This window comes from Burkholderia sp. Bp9012 (assembly GCF_003853825.1).
Taxonomy (GTDB): Bacteria; Pseudomonadota; Gammaproteobacteria; order Burkholderiales; family Burkholderiaceae; genus Burkholderia; species Burkholderia diffusa.
Genome location: NZ_QTQA01000040.1, coordinates 33,295 through 48,445 on the forward strand (window position 1 = coordinate 33,295; position 15,151 = coordinate 48,445).

A 15,151-nucleotide genomic window follows, 5' to 3' on the forward strand; every position below is an offset into this window, starting at 1 on the left:
CCGCGTGAAGTTGGGGGTGGACATCACCTGGATGGTGGGCAACTACCGCGGCATGGGGCGCTTCGCCCGTCAACTGGTGGCGCCGATCAGCGAGTCGGTGCTGGGCTTCGCGCCAAGCGGGGTGAGCACCGACGAATGGTCGTGCGTCAGCGAAGGGCGTGGTTTCTTCCCGTGGTGGGAGCAGGTCGAGTTGCCGCGGTTGTGCCGCGAGCAGAAGCCGGACTATCTACTGTGCCCGTACAACACGGGGCCGTTACGCTCCACGGGCAACACGCCGCTGATCGCGGTCATTTACGATCTGATCTACATGCAGCCGTGGAGCGTGCTGCCGCCGGCGCGGTCGCTGTATCAGACCGCCGGGCGCGTGTACCGTCGCCATGTGGTGCCGCGGCTGGCGCGCCGGGCCGACGTCGTGCTGACCATCTCGCGGTTTACGCAACGAGAACTGGTAGAGACGTTCGGGCTGAACGAGGCCGACGTGCACGTCATCCCATGCATGATCTCGGATGACTGGTTCGACGCACCGGTGAGTCCGGCGGCGCGCCGGCCGTACCTGTTCACGGTCGCGGGCGAAGTACCGAGCAAGAACGTCGATCGCCTCCTGCAGGCGTTCGCGGTCGCGCGCCCGGCGCTCGGCGATGACGCTACGCTGAGGATCGCGGGAATCAAGTCGGAACATCACGCGCATTTTCTCGGGCGGGCGGCGGCACTCGGGCTCGCGGGTGCGGTCGAGTTGCTCGGCTACATTTCGCGGGACGAACTGCGCGAGCAGTATCGGCACGCGCGCGCTTTCATCTTCGCTTCGTTGTTCGAAGGGTTTGGCATTCCGCTGCTGGAAGCGATGGCGTCGGGTACCCCCGTTGCGTGCAGCAATACGACGTCGATGCCCGAGGTGGTCGGCGACTGCGGCCTGCAGTTCGATCCTTTTTCGGTGGAAGACATGGCGGAGCAGATTCGCAGGGTATGGAGCGATGGTACGCGCTTTGACGTCGCGATCGGCGACGGCGTGGCCCGCGCACGGTCCTTCTCGGAGTCGGCCGTGCGTCCGTTGATTCAGGACTTCTGGGCGCATCTACCATGAACCAGGTCAAGAAGAAGCTGCTGGTGCTGACGCCGCGGTTTCCGTATCCGGTGATCGGCGGCGACAAGCTGCGGATTTACCATCTGTGCCGCGTGCTGTCCCGCCATTACTCGCTGACGCTGCTGAGCATGTGCGAGACCGACGAGGAGATGCACGCCGCGTTGCCGGACGATGGCGTATTCGACCGGGTCGAACGGGTCTTTCTGTCTCGCCGCCGATCGTACCTGAATACGCTGCTCGCGTTGCCTACGCGCACGCCGCTCCAGGTCGCGTACTACCGGAGCCGCACGTTTGCTGCGGCGGTGGCGCGATTGCTGCCGTCGCACGACGGCGCCTTCGTGCATCTCGTGCGTTGTGCCGAGTATGTACGCAAGTCCGACAAGCCGCGCATCCTGGAAATGACCGATGCGATCTCGCTCAACTACAGCCGAGTGAAGCAGCTGAAGAAAGCGCGCGGACTGAAGTCGCGCGTGTTCGGCATTGAGGCGAAGCGCCTGCTCGACTACGAGCGCACGATCGTCAACGATTTCGACCTGTCGGTGCTGGTGTCCCGGACCGATCGCGACTATCTGTTTCCGAACGCATCCGCCGCGAAAGTGATGGTGTGCTCGAACGGCGTCGATTTGTCAGGTCTGCCGTATATGGCGCGCAGCATGGCGAGCCGGATCCTGATCTTCATCGGCGACATGCGCACGGTCCAGAACCAGGACATGTGTCATTTTTTCGCGGAGGCCGTACTGCCGTTGCTGCGCAAGCGTGCCGATTACCGCTTCCGTATCGTCGGCTCCATCGCGCCAACACTCGCTGAACGATTTCGCGCATATGACGGCGTCGACGTGACGGGCCGAGTCGAGTCGGTCGCGCAGGCCGCATCCGACGGCGCAATCGGCGTGTGCCCGATGCGCATCGGTGCAGGTGTGCAGAACAAGATTCTCGAATACATGGCGCTCGGGCTGCCGGTGGTCACCACGTCGCTGGGCCATGAGGGCCTGGGTGCGCAAAGCGGCCGCGATTTGCTGATTGCGGATACACCGGAGGAATTCGCCGAACGCATCGAGCAATTGATCACCGACGAGTCCGCGGCGATCGAGATGACGGCGCGAGCGCGAGCCTTCGTCGAGCGCGAGCACGGCTGGGAACGGATGCTCGCGCCGCTCGTCGACAAGGTGGGTACGTTGCTGGCCTGAGCGACGGCGCTTCCAGCACGCGTAGCCCCGGTAGTCACGGGCGTGGGGCGCACGGCTTGGTCGCTACCAATAGGCAAGGTTACAATGCCCGGGCATCGATGCGGCACAACCGGCGCGTGGACATTGGCCTTCGGGCGGGATTGCCGGGTGGCGAAGCGGACGCCCTGCAAGGGCGACGAGCCGCGCCGCGTCACGCGGTGCTTTCATCCGATTCGGAACCCGAACATCACTTTGTCTTTCCCTATGATTGCATCTGGCAGCGCGCACTTTGACGCGCTGCCGAATGCCTGTCGCGCGGCGCCGATTGAAAACGGTGCCAGCGATCGACATGCTTTCCGTTTTCGAGATTCCGACGTGTTCGCCTCTGCCTCCGTTTCTGTTCTCAAGTGCCGGTCCGGTGTGCGTCGGCCCGCGCTGTCTGCACGCGCGACAGTCGGGCGCACATCGCCTCGCCGAGGCGTCAGCCGACAAAGCCGGAGGGTGCGATGACTCATCTCGTTGTCACCGGCGCGAACGGTTTCGTCGGCCGAGCGGTTTGCCGCCGCGCACGACAGGCCGGGCTCACCGTTACCGCACTGGTGCGGCGACCGGGCGGCTGCATTGATGGCGTGCGTGAATGGGTGCACGGCACCGCCGATTTTGATGGTCTGGACGAGGGGTGGCCGACCGACCTGGCTGCCGATTGCGTGATCCATCTCGCTGCCCGCGTGCATGTGATGCGCGACGAGTCGCCCGATCCCGACGCCGCGTTCGATGCCACCAATGTCGTCGGCACCTTGCGTCTCGCCGAGGCAGCGCGCAATCACGGCGTCCGCCGCATCGTGTTCGCGAGCAGCATCAAGGCGGTTGGCGAGGGCGATGACGGTGTACCGCTGTCGGAAGTATTCGAACCCGATCCACAGGATGCATACGGTCGCTCGAAGCTGCGCGCGGAGCGACAACTCGCGCAGTTCGGCGCGTCGGCAGGGCTCGAGGTCGTCGTCGTTCGTCCCCCGCTCGTGTATGGCCCAGCGGTCCGCGCCAACTTCCTGAGGATGATGGATGCGGTTGCGCGAGGGATTCCATTGCCGCTCGGCGCCGTTTCGGCGCGTCGCAGCATCGTCTACGTCGAAAACCTCGCGGATGCACTGCTGCGTTGCGCAATCGACCCGCGCGCGGCCGGCGAATGTTTTCATGTTGCTGACGACGACGCGCCGTCGGTTGCGGGCCTGCTGCGTCTCGTTGGCGACGCGCTGGGCAAGCCGGCGCGGCTGATCGCGGTGCCGCCGGTGCTGCTGCGTGCGATCGGGACGTTGACGGGCCGCCGCGCGGTCGTCGACCGCCTGACCGGTAGCCTGCAACTCGACACTGGCCGGATCAGGCGCATGCTCGGCTGGCATCCGCCCTATACGACCCGCCAGGGCCTCGAAGCGACCGCTGCATGGTATCGTTCGCGCGATACACAACAATAGTCGACATGCATCTTCCGATCTCCACATGGCCTTACGCGGTCGTGGTGGCGCTGGCCGCCGCCATCGCGTCGACGGCCATCCTGCGCATGCTGCTGGCGACCGGCCTCGCATGGCGCCTCGCTACCGATATTCCGAACGATCGGTCGCTCCATACGCTGCCGATTCCGCGCGTCGGCGGATGGGGTATCGTGCCGGTCTGCGTTGTTGCATTGCTGGCGCTTGCGCCGGCGTTGTGGCTGATTGCCGTCGCCGCTGCGGGGCTGGCCGCGATGTCGCAGATCGACGACCGGCGCGGGCTGCCCGCCCGTGTGCGGTTCTCGGCTCACCTCGCGGCAGCGGTTGCGCTGATTGTCGCCTATCCGGCCGATGCGCCATGGTGGCTGCTCGTTGGCGTCGGCTTCGTGATGGTCTGGCTGACGAACCTGTACAACTTCATGGACGGCGCCGACGGCCTCGCGGGCGGCATGGCGCTGTTTGGCTTCGGTGCCTACGCGGTTGCGGCGCTGACCGGCGCGAACCCGTCGCCCGATCTCGTCGTTGCTGGCGCGGCCGTGGCCGGTGCGGCGTTCGGCTTCCTGTTGCTCAACTTTCATCCGGCCCGCCTGTTTCTCGGCGACGCAGGCTCGATTCCGCTGGGATTCCTGGCCGGTGCGGTCGGCTACTGGGGGTGGCGTGCAGAGACCTGGCCGATCTGGTTTCCTGCGCTTGTGTTTGCGCCCTTTATCGCTGACGCATCTGTAACACTTTTGAGACGCCTGTTACGCGGAGAAAAGTTCTGGCAGGCTCACCGGGAGCATTATTATCAAAGAATGGTCCGCTCGGGCGTAGGTCACCGCCGGACTGCTCTTTATTGGTACCTCATCATGCTCGCAGGCATAATCGTCGCCGTGTGGGCAAAGGGCCGCCCTGAACAGCAGCAATGGCTGTTGTTTTTCGCATGGTATGGCGTCCTCGCATGTATCGGGTTGGTGATCGACGTGCGTTGGCGCCGGTTTCAGTCGGCCGCCGAAAACAACTCTTGAGGTTTCCTGCCGATGTTGCGATCCAAAGCATCGTGGCTGTCGCTGAGTGCTTTCCTGTTCGACCTGACGGCGGTTGTCGCGTCGTGGTTGTTCGCTTATCTCGTTCGTTTCAACGGTAGCGTTCCGTCTGATTTCCTGAGCGGCGCGATGACCGCGCTCGTCTGGACGTTGCCGGTCTACGCGCTGATGTTCCACGTGTTCGGCTTGTACCGCGGCCTGTGGGTGTTCGCGAGCCTTCCCGATCTGATGCGAATCTCGAAGGCCGTTGCCGGCGGTGGCGTGATCGTGATGATCGGGGCCGTGATGTTCCAGCCGTCGCCGATCATCCCGCGCTCCGTGCTGCTCGTTTCGCCGCTGATGCTGTTCCTGTTGATGGGCGGCGCCCGTGCGCTCTACCGCGCGACGAAGGAGTTCTACCTGTACGGCGGCCTCGTCGGGCAGGGCAAACCCGTGCTGGTTCTCGGCGCCGGTACGGCGGGTGCGAGCCTCGCGCGCGAGTTGTCGCGTTCGGGCGAATGGCGCCTCGTGGGCCTGCTTGACGACGACGTCACCAAGCATGGGCGCGAGATCTACGGCTACAAGGTGCTCGGCTCGTTCAACGACCTGAAGCACTGGACCGATGCGATGAAGGTCGAATACGCGATCATCGCCATTCCGTCGGCGTCCGTCGAAACGCAGCGCCGCGTTGCGACGCTGTGCGTGCGCGCCGGCGTGAAGGCGATGGTGCTGCCGTCGCTGACCGCGCTGATGCCGGGGCAGGGGTTCCTGTCGCAGGTGCGCAATATCGACCTCGAGGACTTGCTTGGCCGCGATGCGGTGACGATCGACACGCCGCACGTCGAAGCGCTGCTGCTCGGCCGCGTCGTGATGGTGACGGGCGCCGGCGGCTCGATCGGCTCCGAACTGTGCCGGCAGATCCTCCGTTTTGCACCTGCGCAGCTCGTCGCGTTCGATCTGTCCGAATACGCGATGTATAGGCTCACCGAGGAGTTGCGGGAACGCTTCCCCGACCACCCCGTCGTGCCGATCATCGGTGACGCGAAGGATTCGCTGCTGCTCGACCAGGTGATGTCGCGCTATGCGCCGCACATCGTGTTCCATGCGGCGGCATACAAACACGTGCCATTGATGGAGGAGCACAATGCGTGGCAGGCGCTGCGCAACAACGTGCTTGGCACGTATCGTGTCGCGCGCGCGGCCATCCGGCACGGCGTCCGCCATTTCGTGCTGATCTCGACCGATAAGGCGGTCAATCCGACCAACGTCATGGGCGCGAGCAAGCGTCTCGCCGAGATGGCATGCCAGGCTTTGCAGCAGACGAGCGGCGGCACGCAGTTCGAGACCGTGCGGTTCGGCAACGTTCTCGGCAGCGCAGGCAGTGTGATCCCGAAGTTCCAGCAGCAGATCGCGAAGGGCGGTCCGATGACCGTCACGCATCCCGAGATCACGCGGTTCTTCATGACGATTCCGGAAGCGTCGCAACTCGTGCTGCAGGCGTCGAGCATGGGGCACGGTGGCGAGATCTTCATTCTCGACATGGGCGAACCGGTCAAGATCGTCGATCTCGCGCGCGACCTGATTCGTCTGTACGGCTTCTCGGAGGGACAGATCCGGATCGAGTTCACGGGGCTGCGGCCTGGCGAAAAGCTTTATGAGGAACTGCTCGCGGACGACGAAACGACGACGCGCACGCCGCACCCAAAACTGCGGATCGCACGTGCGCGGGAAGTGCCGGAGCATTTGCTCGACGAATTGCTGCCGTGGCTGATGCAGAATCGTGTGCTGAGCGACGACGAAGTCCGGCGCGATCTGCGGCGCTGGGTGCCGGAATACCAGTCGACGGCTGCCCCCCTGCTGCAGATTGTGCAGGATGTGCGGGCGGTATCGAGCGAGTGAGAATTATTACCGCGCGCGTGTGCCGGTCACGCCCAACAGAAAAAGAAAAAAGCGCCCGTGAGGCGCTTTTTTATTTGCCGCGGACGAGTGGCCGATACCCGTATTGGCAAAATTTCTCCTGCGACGCCGCACCAGGATATCGGGGTCGGGCATTCAGTCGCTTCGGTCATTTGACTACCCGTCGATTCCTTCCTATGTTTTCCTCAAGGTAGCCGTCCGATTGCCGTAAAGAACAAAGGTGAAAAGCCAAATACGAGATCAACGGTCCATACCAATCCGATGAAAGCGGAACATATTGCAAGGGGAATGAGCGCGGCACTCATGGTGTTCGCGCTCGCGGGGTGTGGCGGCGATGAGAGTCCGACGGCGTCGACCGTCACCGCCACTGCGCAGGTCGGCAAATTGTCGGCGCTGCGCGCCACGGGCAACGTGGTGAGTGCGGCGCCGATGAGTGCGACGGCGCCGGTCCATGTTGCGCTCATACTCAAGCCGAACGACGAAGCCGGACTGCGTCGGTTCGTGCAGGACGCGCGAACGCCCGGCAGCGCCAGCTTCGGCGCCGTACTGACCTCCGCGCAGATCGCCGCGCGCTACGCGCCCACCGCCGACCAGGTCGCCACGGTGAAGGCCTATTTGGGAAGTAAGGGCTTCACGCACATCAACGTCGCCGGCAACAACATGATCGTCGAAGCCGATGCGCCGGCCGGCGTGATATCCGGCGTGTTCAAGACGACGCTGGTGCCGGTCGCGATGGCGGACGGCTCCAGCGCGCATATCAACACTGCCCCCGAGACGGTGCCTGATGCACTCGGCGGAGTCGTTCAAGCTGTTCTGGGGCTCGATACCGCGACGCGCCTGCATCCGCACTTCGTGCGCGCGTCCGTGGCCGCCAGTGCGCCAACCACAAACACGTCGCCGACGACCAACGCAATCATGGTGGGCCACAACCCGACGGAGTTTCCGGGCATCTATTCCGTCGGCAGCGCGCCGACGGCCGGCAACACCACGGTGGGCATCATTGCGGAAGGGAACCTGACGCAGCCCGTCATCGACCTGACGACGTTCGAAACCAACAACCGGTTGCCTGCCGTGCCCGTTTCGGTGATCAACGCCGGCACGCCGAGCGCCGACACGAGCGCGAACGTCGAATGGTCGCTCGACAGCCAGGCCATCGTCGGGATGTCCGGTGGCGTCAAGCAAATCAACTTCTATGTTGCGCCGTCCTTCGCATGGAGCGACATGGCGCTCGCGATCAATCGCGCCGTGACGGACAATACCGCGCGGGTCGTCAACATGTCGATCGGCGGATGCGAGAACTGGGCGCCGACCGCCTCGATGGACGTGCTGTTCGAAATGGCGGTCGCACAGGGACAGACCTTTTCGGTCAGCACGGGCGATTCGGGTAGCGTTGCGTACGGCTGCAGCGGCACGTCGGTGCAATATCCGGCCAGTTCGCCCTACGTCGTGGCCGTCGGCGGCACCAGCCTCTATACGAACGGGAACGGCAGCTATGGCGGCGAGATGGCCTGGGACTCAGGTGGCGGCGGCAGCAGCGGCTTCGAGCCGATTCCGGCCTGGCAGTCGAACGTCCCGCAGCTCAAGGGCCGGGCGTTCCGGGGCCTGCCGGATCTTGCGTTCGACGCCGATCCCAACAGCGGCGCGCAGATCATCGTGGGCGGACAACTCGAGACGCTGGGCGGTACGAGCCTCTCCGCGCCGTTGTTTACCGCGACCTGGGCGCGCCTCTTGTCCGGCAGTTGCGCGACGAACCTCGGCTTCGCGGCGCCGACGGTGTACAGCACTCAAGCCATGACGCCGTCGATCTTCCGCGACATCACCTACGGCAGCAACGGCGCATACAGTGCCGGTTCGGGCTGGGACTTCGTGACCGGCTGGGGCACGTCGGTCGTCACCACGCTGCAATCGTCGATATGCGCGCCGACAACACCGATGTATGGCGGCATGATCAACGAGGGTACGATGCTCAAGCCCGGGCAGATCGTGTACTCGGCCTCCGGAAACCATGAGTTGGCCATGCAGAATGACGGCAACCTCGTCCTGTACAACACGACCAGTGGTGCCGCGGTGTGGAACTCCGGGACCAACGGAAACACCGGTGCCTATGCCGTGTTTCAGACCGACGGCAATTTCGTCATCTACGGCACGGGCGGCAAGCCTTTGTGGTTCTCGTCGACCAATGGCACGTCGTATGGGCAGAGTCTTGTCATTCAGGACGACGGCAACATGGTGATCTACCGGACGTCGGTGCCGATATTTGCCACGGCGACTTCCGCGGCGGGCCTGGCGAGTTCCTCGAGCGGTCCTGCGGTCTGGAAGGGCGGTGTCACGCTCGGTAGCGGGCAGAGTCTGGTATCGGGCAACGGCGCGAACGTGCTCGTCATGCAGGGTGACGGGAATCTGGTGCTGCTACGCCAGGGCGTTCCGGTGTGGAGTTCGGGTACCTACAATCACCCGGGGGCCTACGCGACGATGCAAACGGACGGCAACCTGGTGGTCTACAGTTCGGCGGGAGCACCGCTCTGGTATTCCAGCACCGGTGGAAATCCGGGGGCAGTCACCTACCTTCAGGACGACGGTAACGTCGTGATCTATTCGCAAGTACCGGGCTGGAGCTCGAATTCCGCCGGAACCTAGTCGACCGTTCTTCGAGCCGCCGCGGTGCCGTCATGATTCGGTCGGCACCGGCGGCTCGTCCGTCATCGAGGTGCGGCACGCGTTGCCGCGTGAACCGGCAGCGCGCCGGCGGCCGGCAGCGCTCAATGCCCCCGCTTTTCCTTCCTCACCACCATCCACCTCGGCGCCCTGAACCTGACGATGCTGAGATACAGCCAAACATAGGTCAGCGCGAACAGCACCACGAACACGAACAGGTGCACCGTGTGCCGCCAGAACAGCGTTGCGGGAATCACCGCGACGAGGCAAAGCAGCCACAGATACGGCGACGTCAGCGAATTCCGCCGCGTGAGGTCATGCGCATGCTTCGTCCCGACGGCCCATCGCATCAGCCGCTTGTACACGAGCATGTGCAGGTGCACGCCGTCCGGAATCCCCGGCGACATCCCGCGGATGAACTTCTTCCGGTAGATCGAGAAGCAGGTCTCGAAGATCGGATACATGAACAGCAGTACCGGGTACCACGCCGACACCTCGTGATTGCGCATCACCAGCATGATCGCGAGCTCGGCGAGCATGAACCCGATGAAATACGCGCCGCCGTCGCCGAGGAAGATCAGGCCGGCCGGGAAATTCCACAGGAAGAAGCCGAGCACGGCGCCCATCATGATGATCGACGCGGACATCACGACCGGGTCGTTGACGTGGAATGCGACGTAGGCGAGCGACGCGAACATCATGAAGCTGACCATCGACGCGAGGCCGTTGAAGCCGTCGATGATGTTGATCGCGTTGGCCAGTGCCGCGACGGCGAGCACCGTGATGAACGCCGAAATGGCCACGTAGTGGAGCAGGAAGTCGAGCGGCGGCACGCTGATGCGCGTGACCGCGATGTTCAGCAGCCAGAACGCCAGCGCGGCCGCGCCCATCGTGCACAGCAGCCGCGCGCGCGGCGACACGCGCTTGGTCAGGTCCTCGACGAGCCCGGACAGGAACGCCGGCAGCCCGCAGGCCACGATGCCGAGAATGCTGCCGGCGATCGTCGGATAGCGCCGGGTCAGAAGCAGCGCGGCAATGACGACGCCGGCGAGGATCCCGATGCCCCCGACGCGCGGCACCGGCCGCACGTGGAATTTCTGCACGCCGGCCAGGTCGCTGTCGATCGAGAATTTCTCGTGCAGATGCGCATAGCGCACGATGAACAGGGTGACGAGCAGGGAGACGATGAAGCCGGATGCGAAGCTGAGCATGGGATCGCTCGAAAAATGGACAGCGGATTATACAAAACCGCGGGGGTTCCCCTCCTGCCATTTCCAGTGGTCGGCGCACATCTCCTCGATCCCGAGCGTCGCACGCCAGCCGATCAGGTCGGCGGCGGCCTGCGGATTCGCGTAGCACTCGGCGATGTCGCCGGGGCGGCGCGCGACGAGTTCGTACGGCACCGGGCGGCCCGACGCCTTCTCGAACGCGCGCACGACCTCCAGCACGCTGTAGCCCTGGCCCGTGCCGAGGTTGACGACGAAGCTCGCATCGCGCTTCGCGAGCGCGTCGAGCGCGGCGATGTGCCCCTTCGCGAGATCGACGACGTGGATGTAGTCGCGCACGCCGGTGCCGTCCGGCGTCGGGTAGTCGGAGCCGAACACGCGCAGCTTCTCGAGCTTGCCCACCGCGACCTGCGCGACGTACGGCATCAGGTTGTTCGGGATGCCGGCCGGATCCTCGCCGATCAGCCCGCTCGCATGCGCGCCGACCGGGTTGAAGTAGCGCAGCGTCGCGATGCGCCACGACGGGTCCGATACCTCGAGATCGCGAAGGATCTGCTCGGCGATCAGCTTCGACTGGCCGTATGGGTTGGTCGCGGACAGCGGGAACGATTCGTCGATCGGCGAGCGCTCCGGCACGCCGTATACGGTCGCCGACGAGCTGAACACGAACTGCCGGACGTTGCGCTCGCGCATGATCTTGAGCACGGAGAGCAGCCCGCCGAGGTTGTTCTGGTAGTACTCGAGCGGCTTCGCGACCGATTCGCCGACCGCCTTGAGCGCCGCGAAATGGATCGTGCCCGTGATCGGATGCGCGTCGAACACCTTCGCGAGAGCGGCTTCGTCGCACACGTCGACCTGGTGGAACGCCGGCGTCCTGCCCGTGATCCGCTCGATGCGCCGGACGGACTCGGCCTTGCTGTTGACGAGGTTGTCGACGATCACGACATCGTAGCCGTTGTCGAGCAGCTCGACGGCCGTGTGCGAGCCGATGTAGCCCGCACCGCCGGTAACGAGGATGGTGCCTTTAGCGGTCATGCTGATGCGCTCCTTCAGAGTGTGATGCCGGTCAATGTATGAATGGTCTGCCGGTAGCGTTCGACGACCTGCTGCTCGTCGAATTCAGCGGCCACCTTGCGGCGGCCGCGCGTGCCCATCGCATCGCGCCCGGCGGTCCCGAGTTCGATCATGCGGATCAGCTGCTCGGCGAGGCTCGCGCTGTCGCGCACGCGGCACAGGAAGCCCGTTTCGCCATCGGCCACGACGTCGCGGCAGCCCGGCACGTCGGTCGCGACGATCGGGCGGCCCATCGCGGACGCTTCCATCAGCGTGCGCGGCACGCCCTCGCGGTACGACGGCAGCACGACGCAGTCGGCCGCCGCGATGTGCGGGCGCACGTCGTGCGCCTCGCCGAGATACTCGACGACGCCTTCGCCGACCCACGCGTCGACGTCCGCGCGGCCGATCGCGCTCGGATTGTCGACGCCGAGCGGCCCGAGCAACTGGAAGCGCGCGTCCGGGTAGCGGGCCCGCACGACGCGCGCGGCCTCGACATATTCGCGCACGCCCTTGTCCCACAGCAGCCGGCCGATCAGGATGAACACCGGGCCACGGCCGGCGGGCAGCGGAACCGGTGCGAACTGTTCGAGGTCGACGCCTTCGCCGTGCAGCAGCCGCGCCCGGTCGGGATGCGCAAGCAGTTGCTCGTCGGTGAAGGTCGCGAGGTCGTCGCGGTTCAGGAACCAGACTTCACGCGGAAAGCGGAACGCGAACCGGTACAGTCGCTTCGCGACACTGGCCGCGCGGCTTTTCTGGATGAACACGTAGCCGAGGCCTGTCGTGACCGCGATCGACGGCACGCGCGCGAGCCACGCCGCGATCGACCCGTAGATGTTCGGCTTGATCGTGTAATGGAACACGAGATCGGGCTTGAGTGCGCGGTAATGGCGCACCAGCGCGGCAAGCGTGCCGAGATCCTCGCGCGGGCTCGTGCCTTTCGACGCGACGGCGAGCGCGACGTAGCGGCAGCCCATCTGCTCGAGCAGCGGCACCGTGCGGTCGTGCGGCGCGATCACGATGACCTCGGCGCCGCGCGCGACGAGCGCACGGATAAGCCCGTGGCGGTACGTGTAGATCGCCCAGGCCGTGTTGCAGACGAGCGCGATGCGCAGCGAGGAGGTAGCGGACATGAAAAAAAAGAAAAAATAAAGCGTCGAAAATGCCGGATGCGGGCTAGGCAGACGGGCGCGCCGCGAACAGCGTCCGCTTGATCCGCTGCAACGTACGGTAAGGCGTCACGAAATGCAGCAGGTTCTTGGCGAGGCCGGCCCAGTCGTACGGGTTCAGAACGTTGAAGTGTCGCAGCAGCAGCGAGAGCGTCGATATCAGCTGGCGGCGGCGCTTGGTCGCGCTGATCCCGCCCTCGTTGAGCTCGTAATAGAGGCCGAGCTCGGGCAGGTTCGCGCAATCGTAGCGTTGCATTAACCGTAAAAAAAGATCGAGATCCTCGGCCGCGCGGTACTTCGCCCGATAGTTGCCGACTTCGCGCACCGCGTCGATGCGCAACATGACCGATGGATGCACGAGTGGCGAGCGCAGGAAGCGCGTGCGGCGCAGCGTGCGCGGATCGGCGGGCGGCGTCAGCATGAAGCGCGGCTCGCCGGCACGCGACACGACCTGCGTCCACATGCCGACGCAGGCCACGCGCGGATGCGCATTGAGATAGGCGCGCTCTTTGGCGAGGCGCTGCGGCGCGGCGAGGTCGCCGGCGTCGATCCGTGCGGCATAGCGGAAGCCGCGCGCCGCGAGTGCGTCGATGCCGGCCTCGAGCGCGCGCTCGATGCCGCCGTTCTGCGGCATGCGCAGCACCTCGACCACGAGGCCGGGCAGGTCGGGCGCCGCGATCGGCGGCGTGCTGCCGTCGTCGACGATCAGCACGTGCACCGGCGCGTCCTCGCGAAACGACGCGAGGGTGCGGACGACGTCGTCGTGGCCGTTGTAGGCCGGCATCAGCACGGCCACGTCGTCGAGCGGGGGCGGGCAAGCGGGAGGCGTCATGGGCGCAGCTTGAGACGAATGTAATAAAAATTAACGGCGGCGGCCGCAACATAGCCGGCCGCCAGCCCGACGAGCGCGCCGTACAGGCCGAGCCGGGGGATGGCGAACACGTTGACGAGCGCGGCGATCGCGAGCGCGAGCACCCATTTCGCCAGCAACACGAATTTTGCTTGATATTTGAGAACGATAAGATTGCCTATCGCCTCGATGCCGGCCGGCACGGACAGCCAGACGGCCCAGCGGAAGATGTCGACCGACGCCTCGTAGCCGCGGCCGAACACCTTGCCGACGATGAGCGGCGCGGCTGCGTCCAGCACCAGCGCGCCGGCCGTCATCAGGCCGGCGGTCATCGCGATCAGCCGGACGATGTTGCGGCGCAGCCGCGCGATGTCCTGCACGCGGTACACGAACGCGGGCGCGATGGTCTGCGCGAGCATCAACGCCAGCGTGATCCAGTTCTCGTTGAGCTGCTGGGCCGCGGAATAGCGGCCGAGGTCGGCGAACGACACGTGACGCTCGAGCATCAGGCGGTCGAGCTTCAGGAACAGATACATGCAGATCAGGCCGAGCCAGAACACGGTGCCGGCGGTGGCAAAGTGCCTGAACAGCGGTTTGTCGAACGTCCAGCCGAGCGTGCCGCCGTTACGATGGCGGTAGTAGAGCAGCAGCGCGAAGCCGATCGCGGCGGCCTCCAGCGCCCACAGCCATGCGAAGCGGGCGGGGCCGGCGGCCGCGCGGACCAGCAGCCAGACGAGCAGCGCCTTCGCCAGCGCGGTCAGCATGCTGGTCACGAGCTGCGGCTTGCTGTAGGTCATGCTCTGCAGCCACGCGTTGATCACGCCGACGAACGGCTCGCGGAACACCATCGTGACCGCGAGGCCCGCGAGCATCGCGCCGACGAGCGGGTCGAACGCACCGGCGCCGATCGCGATCCAGGTCGCGACGAGCGCTGCGGCGGACACGCCGATGCGCAGCGCGAATGCGCTGCCGAGCACCGCGCCGAGTTGCGCGGGCGGTCGGTGGACGATGGTCGGAACCAGGATTTCGGCGCCGCACACCCAGGTGAGCGGTGCCAGTACGAGGAGAAGCGTATTCGCATACTGCCATTTGCCGAACACGTCCGGCCCGAAATAACGGGCCAGAAGACCGCTGATCGCGATCGCGACGCCGATCTGCGTGAGCCGTTCGAGCCCCAGCCAGACGAGATTCGCGACGGCCTTCGCGACGTCCGGGTTGCCGAATCGCTTCAGCATGCGGGGCAGCCGCGCGCGCGCGAGGCGGCCGGCAGGGCGCCCGGAGGCGGCTGGGTGGCGGCGGCGGAACGGCTAGGCATTAAAATGGACGGAATCCGCGTCATCAAAACCCGCGATTATAAGTTGGATCGGGGCCGCTCCAGCCGTCCCGTTCCTTGCAGCGCCGGGCCCGCATGTATGATGCCGGGCATGCGCGAAAGGCGGCCAGATTATTTTCCATGCACGCAACCGAGAGAGAATCGATGATCTCCCAATCCATCTTCAAGGCATATGACATTCGCGGTGTGGTCGGCAAGACGCTCGACGCC

Annotated in this window: 11 protein-coding genes; 6 read left to right on the top strand and 5 right to left on the bottom strand. The window is 65.2% G+C overall.

The genetic code is table 11. The features are described from left to right. The first annotated feature begins 4 nt into the window (after positions 1 to 4). From DIE11_RS33410 to DIE11_RS33435, 6 genes are all read left to right on the top strand, one after another. Entirely contained in the window at positions 5 to 1,081 is a 1,077-nt protein-coding gene (locus DIE11_RS33410; RefSeq protein WP_124629592.1) for a glycosyltransferase family 1 protein, read from the top strand. Then, positions 1,078 to 2,268 (top strand): glycosyltransferase, encoded by a 1,191-nt coding sequence (locus DIE11_RS33415; protein WP_124629593.1) that lies wholly within the window; start codon positions 1,078 to 1,080, stop codon positions 2,266 to 2,268. The genes DIE11_RS33410 and DIE11_RS33415 overlap by 4 nt, the downstream gene beginning before the upstream one ends. Positions 2,269 to 2,753: 485 nt before the next feature. After that, positions 2,754 to 3,719 carry an SDR family oxidoreductase gene (locus tag DIE11_RS33420; RefSeq protein WP_124629594.1) on the top strand — a complete coding sequence of 322 codons (966 nt, stop codon included), beginning with the start codon at positions 2,754 to 2,756 and terminating at the stop codon, positions 3,717 to 3,719. 5 nt (positions 3,720 to 3,724) lie between these two features. Beyond that, positions 3,725 to 4,741 (top strand): glycosyltransferase family 4 protein, encoded by a 1,017-nt coding sequence (locus DIE11_RS33425; protein ID WP_124629595.1) that lies wholly within the window; start codon positions 3,725 to 3,727, stop codon positions 4,739 to 4,741. 12 nt (positions 4,742 to 4,753) lie between these two features. Further along, complete coding sequence (locus DIE11_RS33430) at positions 4,754 to 6,637, top strand: nucleoside-diphosphate sugar epimerase/dehydratase (RefSeq protein ID WP_124629596.1); 1,884 nt, start codon at positions 4,754 to 4,756, stop codon at positions 6,635 to 6,637. Positions 6,638 to 6,943: 306 nt separating this feature from the next. Further along, positions 6,944 to 9,292 (top strand): protease pro-enzyme activation domain-containing protein, encoded by a 2,349-nt coding sequence (locus DIE11_RS33435; protein WP_260437235.1) that lies wholly within the window; start codon positions 6,944 to 6,946, stop codon positions 9,290 to 9,292. 122 nt (positions 9,293 to 9,414) lie between these two features. Here DIE11_RS33435 and DIE11_RS33440 read toward each other — a convergent pair whose 3' ends face one another. The 5 genes from DIE11_RS33440 to DIE11_RS33460 are packed head-to-tail and all read right to left on the bottom strand — an operon-like array spanning position 9,415 to position 14,843. Beyond that, positions 9,415 to 10,521: a glycosyltransferase gene (locus DIE11_RS33440; RefSeq protein ID WP_124629598.1), complete on the bottom strand. Its 1,107-nt coding sequence runs from the start codon at positions 10,519 to 10,521 to the stop codon at positions 9,415 to 9,417. A gap of 27 nt (positions 10,522 to 10,548) precedes the next feature. Next, the gene (gene galE, locus DIE11_RS33445) at positions 10,549 to 11,571 is read right to left on the bottom strand and encodes a UDP-glucose 4-epimerase GalE (protein ID WP_124629599.1); all 1,023 of its coding nucleotides are present in this window, start codon (positions 11,569 to 11,571) and stop codon (positions 10,549 to 10,551) included. A gap of 14 nt (positions 11,572 to 11,585) precedes the next feature. Beyond that, entirely contained in the window at positions 11,586 to 12,722 is a 1,137-nt protein-coding gene (locus DIE11_RS33450; RefSeq protein ID WP_124629600.1) for a glycosyltransferase family 4 protein, read from the bottom strand. Between the two features lie 43 nt (positions 12,723 to 12,765). Further along, positions 12,766 to 13,590, bottom strand: coding sequence for a glycosyltransferase (locus DIE11_RS33455; protein ID WP_124629601.1), 825 nt, complete (start codon positions 13,588 to 13,590; stop codon positions 12,766 to 12,768). Then, complete coding sequence (locus DIE11_RS33460; protein ID WP_124629602.1) at positions 13,587 to 14,843, bottom strand: lipopolysaccharide biosynthesis protein; 1,257 nt, start codon at positions 14,841 to 14,843, stop codon at positions 13,587 to 13,589. Before DIE11_RS33460 ends, DIE11_RS33455 begins: the two co-directional genes overlap by 4 nt. Between the last annotated feature and the right edge of the window lie 308 nt (positions 14,844 to 15,151).

Bases quoted from the DNA above. Each gene is read 5' to 3' on its own strand.
- DIE11_RS33415 (WP_124629593.1), top strand. From the start codon at position 1,078: ATGAACCAGGTCAAGAAGAAGCTGCTGGTGCTGACGCCGCGGTTTCCG.
- DIE11_RS33420 (WP_124629594.1), top strand. From the start codon at position 2,754: ATGACTCATCTCGTTGTCACCGGCGCGAACGGTTTCGTCGGCCGAGCG.
- DIE11_RS33425 (WP_124629595.1), top strand. From the start codon at position 3,725: ATGCATCTTCCGATCTCCACATGGCCTTACGCGGTCGTGGTGGCGCTG.
- DIE11_RS33430 (WP_124629596.1), top strand. From the start codon at position 4,754: ATGTTGCGATCCAAAGCATCGTGGCTGTCGCTGAGTGCTTTCCTGTTC.
- DIE11_RS33435 (WP_260437235.1), top strand. From the start codon at position 6,944: ATGAGCGCGGCACTCATGGTGTTCGCGCTCGCGGGGTGTGGCGGCGAT.
- DIE11_RS33440 (WP_124629598.1), bottom strand. From the start codon at position 10,521: ATGCTCAGCTTCGCATCCGGCTTCATCGTCTCCCTGCTCGTCACCCTG.
- galE (WP_124629599.1), bottom strand. From the start codon at position 11,571: ATGACCGCTAAAGGCACCATCCTCGTTACCGGCGGTGCGGGCTACATC.
- DIE11_RS33450 (WP_124629600.1), bottom strand. From the start codon at position 12,722: ATGTCCGCTACCTCCTCGCTGCGCATCGCGCTCGTCTGCAACACGGCC.
- DIE11_RS33455 (WP_124629601.1), bottom strand. From the start codon at position 13,590: ATGACGCCTCCCGCTTGCCCGCCCCCGCTCGACGACGTGGCCGTGCTG.
- DIE11_RS33460 (WP_124629602.1), bottom strand. From the start codon at position 14,843: ATGCTGAAGCGATTCGGCAACCCGGACGTCGCGAAGGCCGTCGCGAAT.